This is a genomic window from Streptomyces sp. NPDC046203 (assembly GCF_040646255.1).
Lineage (GTDB): Bacteria > Actinomycetota > Actinomycetes > Streptomycetales > Streptomycetaceae > Streptomyces.
Genome location: NZ_JBEYZX010000090.1, coordinates 1 through 9,085, shown reverse-complemented (window position 1 = coordinate 9,085; position 9,085 = coordinate 1). Strand labels below are relative to the sequence as shown.

The 9,085-nt window shown below is 72.6% G+C and carries 7 protein-coding genes; 6 read left to right on the top strand and 1 reads right to left on the bottom strand.

The annotated features are described in order from the left end of the window. The 5 genes from ABZ990_RS30955 to ABZ990_RS30935 form a co-directional block, all read left to right on the top strand. A partial coding sequence (locus tag ABZ990_RS30955; protein WP_361238879.1) for an SIS domain-containing protein occupies window positions 1-1,104 on the top strand: 1,104 nt, incomplete at its 5' end. A gap of 449 nt (window positions 1,105-1,553) precedes the next feature. Further along, window positions 1,554-2,750 (top strand): mannose-6-phosphate isomerase, class I, encoded by a 1,197-nt coding sequence (gene manA, locus ABZ990_RS30950; RefSeq protein ID WP_361238876.1) that lies wholly within the window; start codon window positions 1,554-1,556, stop codon window positions 2,748-2,750. A 102-nt stretch (window positions 2,751-2,852) separates the two neighbouring features. Continuing rightward, window positions 2,853-3,854 carry a cation diffusion facilitator family transporter gene (locus tag ABZ990_RS30945; RefSeq protein WP_361238873.1) on the top strand — a complete coding sequence of 334 codons (1,002 nt, stop codon included), beginning with the start codon at window positions 2,853-2,855 and terminating at the stop codon, window positions 3,852-3,854. Window positions 3,855-4,237: 383 nt separating this feature from the next. After that, entirely contained in the window at window positions 4,238-5,692 is a 1,455-nt protein-coding gene (ahcY, locus tag ABZ990_RS30940) for an adenosylhomocysteinase (RefSeq protein WP_361238870.1), read from the top strand. Window positions 5,693-6,013: 321 nt separating this feature from the next. Next, window positions 6,014-6,631: a hypothetical protein gene (locus ABZ990_RS30935; RefSeq protein ID WP_361238868.1), complete on the top strand. Its 618-nt coding sequence runs from the start codon at window positions 6,014-6,016 to the stop codon at window positions 6,629-6,631. A gap of 29 nt (window positions 6,632-6,660) precedes the next feature. On the opposite strand, the gene ABZ990_RS30930 is transcribed toward ABZ990_RS30935, so the two are convergent. Next, window positions 6,661-7,575, bottom strand: a complete 915-nt coding sequence (locus ABZ990_RS30930; RefSeq protein WP_361238865.1) for an RDD family protein — start codon at window positions 7,573-7,575, stop codon at window positions 6,661-6,663. A gap of 120 nt (window positions 7,576-7,695) precedes the next feature. On the opposite strand from ABZ990_RS30930, the gene ABZ990_RS30925 reads away from it, so the two are divergent. Then, a complete protein-coding gene (locus ABZ990_RS30925; RefSeq protein WP_361238863.1) occupies window positions 7,696-8,703 on the top strand; it encodes a stage II sporulation protein M in 1,008 nt (335 codons plus the stop codon). The last annotated feature ends 382 nt before the right edge of the window (window positions 8,704-9,085 follow it).

Below are 9,085 nucleotides of genomic sequence, written 5' to 3'. Positions count from 1 at the left end.
GGTCGGCCGGGTGGGTGGTTGGCCGGCTGGTCGGGCGTGCTCGGGTCTGTTCGGGTCTCAGGCGTGCAGTTCGCCGCCGAACTCCGTCCGGAGGGCCGCCCGCGCACCGTCCTCGTCGCGGGCCCCGGCGTCGCCGCCGCGGGCGTCGCCGACCTGATCGGCGCCCTCGCCGGCGCGGCCGCCCCGGTGATCCGGCTCCAGCCCACCGGGGTCGCCCACGCCGCCGGCGCGCTCCGCTGGGCGCTGCCCGGCTGGGCCGGCTCGATGGACCTGCTGCTCGTCCCGACGACCGACGGCTCGGAACCCGGCCTCGCGCTCCTCGTCGAGCAGGCGTACCGGCGCGGCCTCACGGTCGTCGCCGTCGCACCTGCCGCGTCCCCGCTCGCCGACTCGGTGAACGGCTCGCGCGGGCTGTTCGTCCCGCTGGCGATGGCCCCGCACGAGACGGCCGAGGAGTCCGCCGGGACACCGGGCGCCGGACCGGTCGCGCTGTGGGCGCTGTTCACGCCGCTGCTCGCGTTGCTCGACCGGGTCGGCCTGGTCGAGGCGCCGCCGGAGGCCCTGGAACAGGTCGCGGACCGGCTGGACCGTACGGCGGAACGCTGCGGCCCGGCCATCGCCACGTACAGCAACCCGGCCAAGACCCTCGCCGCCGAACTGGCCGACTCGCTGCCTCTCGTCTGGACCGAGGGCGAGGCCGCAGGACCGGTCGGCCGCCGCTTCGCCGCCGTCCTCTCCGAACTGGCCGGGCTGCCCGCGCTCGCCGGCGAACTGCCCGAGGCCCTGCCCGCCCACGGCATGCTGCTGGCCGGCGACTACGCGGCCGGCGCCGACCCCGACGACTTCTTCCGCGACCGGGTCGAGGAACCCCAGGCGCTGCGCGCCCGGGTGGTCCTCCTCCGGGACCGGCCCGCCGAGGGCAACGCGCTCAGCGCCGCGCCCGCGGCCCGCGAGCTCGCGCTCGGCCACGAGACGGCCATCAGCGAACTCGAACCGGAGGAGGGCAGCGCGCTGGAGAACCTCGCCGAACTGCTCGCCGTGACCGACTTCGCCGCCGTGTACCTCTCGCTCGCGTCGGCGGGCCTCACCGCCACCACCGGCTGACGCCCCGGGCGGCGCCGGACGCGGCACCGCCCGAGCCCGTAACCCGAGCCCGGCCCCGGACCCGACAACCGGAGCCCGGAGACCAAGCCCGAGCCCGGACCGAGCCACACCCCCGGCCCCCGGCCCCGGCCCCGGCCCCGGACCCGACAACCGGAACCCGGCGCCCGACAACCGATACCCGGCACGTACGGAAGAGACCACGCCCCCTCCCCGTACCGCCCCGTCGCCCGCCGCCACCCACGACAACCCGCCCGCCCCACCCGGCGTCCCTTGGTACGCCCCGACAACCCCACCCGCCCCACTCGCCCCACCCGTATCTCCCGTATCTCCTGCCCTCCCGTACCTCCCCCACCCCCTTCCTCCGCGCGCGCCGCACCCGCCACCGGGCCCGCGGCACCAGGCGCCCGGCACCACCGGCACCCACCGCACTGAGAAGAGCTGGAAGCACCATGGACCGCCTCGTCAACACCGTCCGCCCCTACGCCTGGGGCTCCACGACGGCCATCCCGGAACTGCTCGGCGTCGCCCCCACCGGCGCGCCCCAGGCCGAGATGTGGATGGGTGCCCACCCCGGCGCCCCGTCCCGCACCGGCCGAGGCGCGCTCGACGAGCTCATCGCCGCCGACCCCGCCCGCGAACTCGGCCGCGCGACCGTCGCGCACTTCGGCCCGAGGCTCCCCTTCCTCTTCAAGGTCCTCGCCGCCGGGGCCCCGCTCTCCCTCCAGGTCCACCCCGACCTCGACCAGGCGCGCGCCGGATACGCGGCCGAGGAGGCCGCGGGCATCCCGTTCGACGACCCGCGGCGCAACTACAAGGACCCGCACCACAAGCCGGAACTCATCTGCGCCCTCACCCCGTTCCACGGCCTGTGCGGCTTCCGCGACCCGGCCGAGGCCGCCGCCACCATGGCCGCGCTGGAGGTCGACTCCCTCAAGCCGTACGTCGACCTGCTGAGCGCCCACCCCGAGGAGGCCGCCCTCCGCGAGGTCCTGACCGCGATCCTCAGCGCCGACCACGACGAACTGGCGCACACCGTCGCCGAGGCCGCGCACGCCGCGGCCCGCCTGGGCGGCCCCCACACCACGTACGCCCGGATCGCCCACCACTTCCCGACCGACCCCGGCGTGCTCGCCGCCATGCTCCTCAACCCGGTCACGCTCCAGCCCGGCGAGGCCCTCTACCTCGGCGCGGGTGTCCCGCACGCCTACATCGACGGCCTCGGCGTCGAGATCATGGCCAACTCCGACAACGTCCTGCGCTGCGGACTGACGCCCAAGCACGTCGACGTCCCCGAACTGCTGCGGGTCGTGCGCTTCGAGCCCGGCGAGCCGGGCATCCTGCGCCCGGAGGCGTCGGCCTCGGGCGAGGAGGTGTACGACACCCCGATCGACGAGTTCCGGCTGTCCCGGTTCGTACGGGCCGAGGGCGCCGCCCCGACCCTGCTCACCGCCCCGACGCCGCAGATCCTGCTCGCCGTCGACGCCCCGGGCGGCTCCCTCCGGCTGCGCGGCGGGGCAACGGACGGCCGCGCCACGGGCGGTGACGACCTGACCCTCGCTCAGGGCGAGTCCGTCTTCGTGCCGGCGGGTGAGACGGCCGAGATGCATGGGGCGGGAACAGTTTTTCGTGCCACCGTCGCCGCCTGATGCGAGAATGACCGGCCGAACCAGGCACGTCGCGGCGGCAACAGCATCAGCATCAGCGCCGCCGGGGCGGTCGGAGCATCGACGAAGGGAACACGCAGACCCATGAGCGCGTCAGGCGGAACCAAGGCGATCGTGGCGGCGCTCGGCGCCAATCTCGCGATCGCCGTAGCCAAGTTCGTGGCGTTCCTGTTCAGCGGTTCGTCGTCGATGCTCGCCGAGAGCGTCCACTCCCTCGCCGACTCCGGCAACCAGGGACTGCTCCTCCTCGGCGGCAAGCGCGCCCAGCGCGCGGCCACCCCGCAGCACCCCTTCGGCTACGGCCGCGAGCGCTACATCTACGCCTTCCTCGTCTCCATCGTGCTGTTCTCGGTCGGTGGCATGTTCGCCGTCTACGAGGGCTACGAGAAGATCACCCACCCGCACGCGCTGGAGTCCTGGTACTGGCCCGTCGCCGTCCTCGTCTTCGCGGTCGCCGCGGAGGGCTTCTCCTTCCGTACCGCGATCAAGGAGTCGAACGAGCTGCGCGGCAGCCTGAGCTGGCGGCAGTTCGTCCGCCGCGCCAAGGCCCCCGAGCTGCCGGTCGTGCTCCTGGAGGACTTCGGCGCGCTCATCGGTCTCGTCCTCGCCCTCGGCGGCGTCGGCCTCGCCGTCCTCACCGGCGACGGCGTCTGGGACGGCATCGGCACCCTCTGCATCGGCCTCCTGCTCATCGCCATCGCGCTGGTGCTCGCCGCCGAGACGAAGTCGCTGCTGCTCGGCGAGGCCGCCGGCGTCGACGAGGTGAAGAAGATCGAGGACGCGATCGTCGACGGTACGTCCGTCACCCGCCTCATCCACATGCGCACGCTGCACCTCGGCCCCGAGGAGCTGCTGGTCGCCGCCAAGATCGCGGTCGAGCACGACGACACCGCCGCCGAGGTCGCCCGCGCGATCGACGACGCGGAGGCCCGGATCCGCGCCGCCGTGCCGATCGCCCGGGTCATCTACCTGGAGCCGGACATCTACCGGACCAAGGACGCGGGCAGCGGCAAGGGCAACGCCAAGGGCAACGCCAAGGACAGCGACAAGGACAGCGACAAGGGCGCGGGCAAGACGACCGCGTAGCGCGCGGAGCCCACGTCGGAGACACGGCGGTGGCCCCGGACCTCACCGGTCCGGGGCCACCGCCGTTTTCCGGCCCCGACCGCCCGCCGGCCCCCGACCGCTCGTTCCCCGACCGCCCGACCGGGGTGGCGGGATCCAACCCGCCCCCGAGCAGGCGGACTGTGGTCCGCTGGGCCGATCGGTGTAGATTCGTGACGAGCCAGACGTCGCTGCTGATGGCGGTCGGGCGGTCCGCGAAACGAGCGGACCGGCCGAGGGAGAGAGGGCCTCCGACGACTGCACCGCGCGAGTTCCCGGGCATTCGTATGCCCGCGTCGCTCACCGCCGCGGTTGAGCCGCCCCATCGACCCTCGCAACCGATGCCACGAGGAGCAGCCCCCGTCATGACGACCGTCGCCACGCAGGACTACAAGGTCGCCGACCTGTCCCTGGCCGTTTTCGGCCGCAAGGAGATCACGCTCGCCGAGCACGAGATGCCCGGCCTGATGTCGATCCGCAAGGAGTACGCCGAGCAGCAGCCGCTGGCCGGCGCCCGCATCACCGGCTCGCTGCACATGACCGTGCAGACCGCCGTCCTCATCGAGACCCTGGTCGCCCTCGGCGCCGAGGTCCGCTGGGCCTCCTGCAACATCTTCTCCACCCAGGACCACGCCGCCGCGGCCATCGCCGTCGGCCCGAACGGCACCCCGGAGAACCCGCAGGGCGTCCCGGTCTTCGCCTGGAAGGGCGAGACCCTGGAGGAGTACTGGTGGTGCACGGAGCAGGCGCTGACCTGGCCGAACACGCCCACCGGCGGCCCGAACATGATCCTCGACGACGGTGGTGACGCCACCCTCCTCGTCCACAAGGGCGTCGAGTTCGAGAAGGCCGGTGCCGCCCCGGACCCGGCCACCGCGGACAGCGAGGAGTACGGCTACATCCTCCGTCTCCTGAACCGCACCCTCTCCGAGAACCCGCAGAAGTGGACCCAGCTGGCGTCCGAGATCCGCGGCGTGACGGAGGAGACCACCACCGGTGTCCACCGTCTGTACGAGATGCAGCGCGACGGCTCCCTGCTGTTCCCGGCGATCAACGTGAACGACGCCGTGACGAAGTCGAAGTTCGACAACAAGTACGGCTGCCGCCACTCCCTCATCGACGGCATCAACCGCGCCACCGACGTCCTCATCGGCGGCAAGACCGCCGTCGTCTGCGGCTACGGCGACGTCGGCAAGGGCTGCGCCGAGTCCCTCCGTGGTCAGGGCGCCCGCGTCATCGTCACCGAGATCGACCCGATCTGCGCGCTCCAGGCGGCGATGGACGGCTACCAGGTCGCCACGCTGGACGATGTCGTCGAGACTGCGGACATCTTCATCACCACCACGGGCAACAAGGACATCATCATGGCGTCCGACATCGCCCGGATGAAGCACCAGGCGATCGTCGGCAACATCGGCCACTTCGACAACGAGATCGACATGGCCGGTCTGGCGCAGATCCCGGGCATCGTGAAGGACGAGGTCAAGCCGCAGGTCCACACCTGGACCTTCACGGACGGCAAGGTCGTCATCCTGCTGTCCGAGGGCCGTCTGCTGAACCTGGGCAACGCCACCGGTCACCCGTCGTTCGTCATGTCCAACTCCTTCGCGGACCAGACCCTGGCCCAGATCGAGCTGTTCGCCAAGACGTCCGAGTACCCGATCGGCGTCTACACGCTGCCGAAGCACCTGGACGAGAAGGTCGCCCGCCTCCACCTCGACGCGCTGGGCGTCAAGCTCACGACGCTGCGCCCGGAGCAGGCCGCGTACATCGGCGTTCCGGTCGAGGGCCCGTACAAGCCGGACCACTACCGCTACTGATCCGACCCGGCCCGGCCCGAACCGGTTCTGCCGGAACCGGCCCGGGCCGATCCGATCCAATCCGGATCGGTCCGACGACGGGCGGGTGACCGACCACCCGCCCGCCCCGGACCCCCCCCAGCGGTAACGAGCAGGCCCCCGCACCCCCGTGCCGGGGGCCTGTCCCGTCTCCGCGTCCCAGCGGCCCACCGCCGCGGGCGACGACCGCTCAGGCGACCACCGCCCGGGCAGCCCCGCCCAAGCGATCACCCGCCCGGGCAGCCCCCACCCCGGGCAGCCCCGCCCAGCCGATCACCGCTCCAGGAAGCACCCCGAGGACCCATGCCCCGCGGCCGCTATTCGCTCCATGATCCGCACGATCACACCCCCCTCGGCGAAGAGCACTTCTCCTGCGCGCCCGGCCCCTCCGGCTGGCGCTACGTGGCACGGACCACCACCCCCTCGGGCGATCCCACCGGCTCCGTCGACCTGGCCGTCGACGACCGGGGCCGCCCCATCCGCCTCGAACTGCGCACCGCGCACTGGCAAGTCCGCGGCGCCGCCCTCGACGGCGTCACCTGGGTCCGTACCGACCCCACCGGAGCCCATGCCACCGAAGGCACGGTCCGCGCCCACGCCTTCACGGGCACGTCCCCGGCATTCCTCGTCGCGCTCTCGCGTCTCCTCGGCCTCACCCCCGATTCCCCCGGGGCCCGCGTCCGGCTCGTCGCCTTCACGGGCCCGTCACTGGCCCCCCTGACGACCGATCAGTCCTGGTCGCTGGTGAAGAGTGAAGCGCACCCCACTGACAACGGCCCGCTGACCGTGGACGAGTACCGGGTCGACGACCTGGACACAGGGGAGCGGCACAGCGTCCACATCGCCGGTGACGTGGTCCTTTCGGCGCCCGGCATCGAACTCGAAGAGCTCGACACCCCGCCGAACCCGAACACGTTCTGACCCGCCGGCCCCCTCCTGCCCCGTCCCGCTCAGGCCGGCGGCGCGAACCCGGTCGCGGGCGGCCGGGGATCGGCGGGCGCGTCCGGTACGACAACCGGAGCCGACACCTGGGGCGCGACGCCCACCGACACCCCCATACCCATGCCCGCACCCGGGACCGCGCCCGGAACACCCCCGGCGACCGGTGCGCCGACCGGCGCGGCGAACGCCCGCCGGGCCTCCCGCGCCTGCCGCTCGGCCACGACCCCGGCCAGATACGCGGTGGCCGGCACCCCCGGCGGCGGAAGCGCCCCGGTCCGCGCCACCAGCTCGTTCGCGAGCCGTTCCGCCATCCGCTGCCCGATCGCGGGGTCCAGCTGCCGCATCCGCGTCAGGTACTGCCGTATCTCCAGCCACAGCCCGTCCGGTACGGCCGACAGATCGAGCCCGGCGAACCGCCCCGCCAGCCACGGCGGCGCGGGCGGCAGCACCATGCCCGCCGAGGAGGCCACCCGCTCCCGGACCACCAGCGTCCCGGCGAACACGTCCCCGAGCCGCCGCCCCCGCTCCGACACCAGCGACGCGATGACGGCGACCACCCCGAACGTCATGAGGATCTCGACCACCCCCATCGCCCCGCGCACCAGCGCGTGCCGGAACCGGATCGGCCCGCCGTCGTCCCGCACCACCCGAAGCCCGCACGCCAGCTTCCCCAGCGAGCGCCCGTGCGTCAGCGTCTCCACCGCGATCGGCCCCCCGACCAGGACCAGCACGAACGCCGCGACGCTCACCGCGGCGAGCGCGGCCTCGTCCAGCGACACGGTGAGCATCAGCAGCCCGAAGGTGATCCCCATGTAGACGGCCCAGATCACGACCAGGTCGATCACCAGCGCCAGCGCCCGGCTCGGCAGCCGCGCCGGCTGCAATCCGAGGACGACCGCGTCCCCCGTCACCACTCCGCTCACTGCCCCACCCCTCCGCGCCCTGCCCGTCCCCGTCCGAACGCCAGTCTGCCAAGCTGACCCGCAGCGCGCCGCAGTAGTAGTACGGACCGTACGCACCAGTGCCTGGAGCAGCAGCCGACCATGGATCTCGACGTCTTCGTCACCGCCCACCGCGCCGAGTGGGACCGTCTCGACCAGCTGCTGGGCCGGGGCCGGCGGCTCACCGGCGCCGAGGCCGACGAGCTCGTCGCCCTCTACCAGCGCACGGCCACCCATCTCTCCCTGATCCAGTCCAGCGCCCCGGACCCGATGCTCACGGCGCGGCTCACCCAGCTCGTCGCGCGCGCCCGCGCCACGGTCACCGGCACCCGCCGCGCCTCCTGGCGCGACGCGGCCGCCTTCTTCACGACCGGCTTCCCCGCCGCCGTCTATCGCGCGCGGCACTGGTGGATACCGACCGCGGTCCTCTCCGTCCTGGTCGGCGCGCTGATCGGCTGGTGGGTCGCCGCCCACCCCGAGGTCCAGTCGGCACTGGGCGCCCCGGCCGACCTCCGCGAGATGACCCGCCCCGGCGGCGAGTACGAGACCTACTACTCCAGCCACCCGGCGGCGTCCTTCTCCGCCCAGGTCTGGACGAACAACGCCCAGGCCGCCGCCGTCTGCCTGGTCCTCGGCGCGTTCCTCGGCGTCCCGGTCCTGCTGATCCTGTTCGCCAACATGCTGAACCTCGGTCTCGGCCTCGGTCTCATGGCGTCCGCCGGCCGGCTCGACGTGTTCCTCGGCCTGATCCTTCCGCACGGCCTGCTCGAACTGACCGCCGTCTTCGTCGCCGCGGGTACGGGCCTCCGCCTCGGCTGGACCCTCGTCGACCCGGGCCCCACCACCCGCCGCGCCGCCCTCGCCGAGCAGGGCCGCGCCGCGATCGGCATGGCGATCGGCCTCGCCCTGGTTCTCTTCGTCTCCGGCCTGATCGAGGGCTTCGTGACCCCGTCCGGCCTGCCGACCTGGGCCCGGATCGGCATCGGCGTCACCGCCGAGCTGGCGTTCCTCGTGTACGTCTACGTGCTCGGCGGCCGCGCGGCCCGCGCCGGCGACACGGGCGATGTCGAGGAGGCGGACCGCCCCGCCGTACTCCCTACGGCCGCTTGATGTGCGGACCCCGCTGCTGACCTGCTAGTCTCTCCCTTGCCCGCAAAAACCGTTGACACGGTCGGAGCGGGGAGGTAGATTCAAACGGTTGCCCGGGAAGTTGGATAAACTCCCGGTTGATCATCTAGACTCTTCCTCGCTCCACTTCGGAGCCGCCCCGATTCCTTATCCGAATCAAGAAGCCGCCGATTAGGTCGGCGGAAATGATTCTGATAAAGTCGGAAAAGCCGGAAGGGAACGGAAGCGAAAGTGACCGGGACCGGAAAGCACCGAGGAAATCGGATCGAAAAGATCTGATAGAGTCGGAAACGAAGGAAGCGCCCGGAGGAAAGCCCGAGAGGGTAAGTACAAAGGAAGCGTCCGCACCTTGAGAACTCAACAG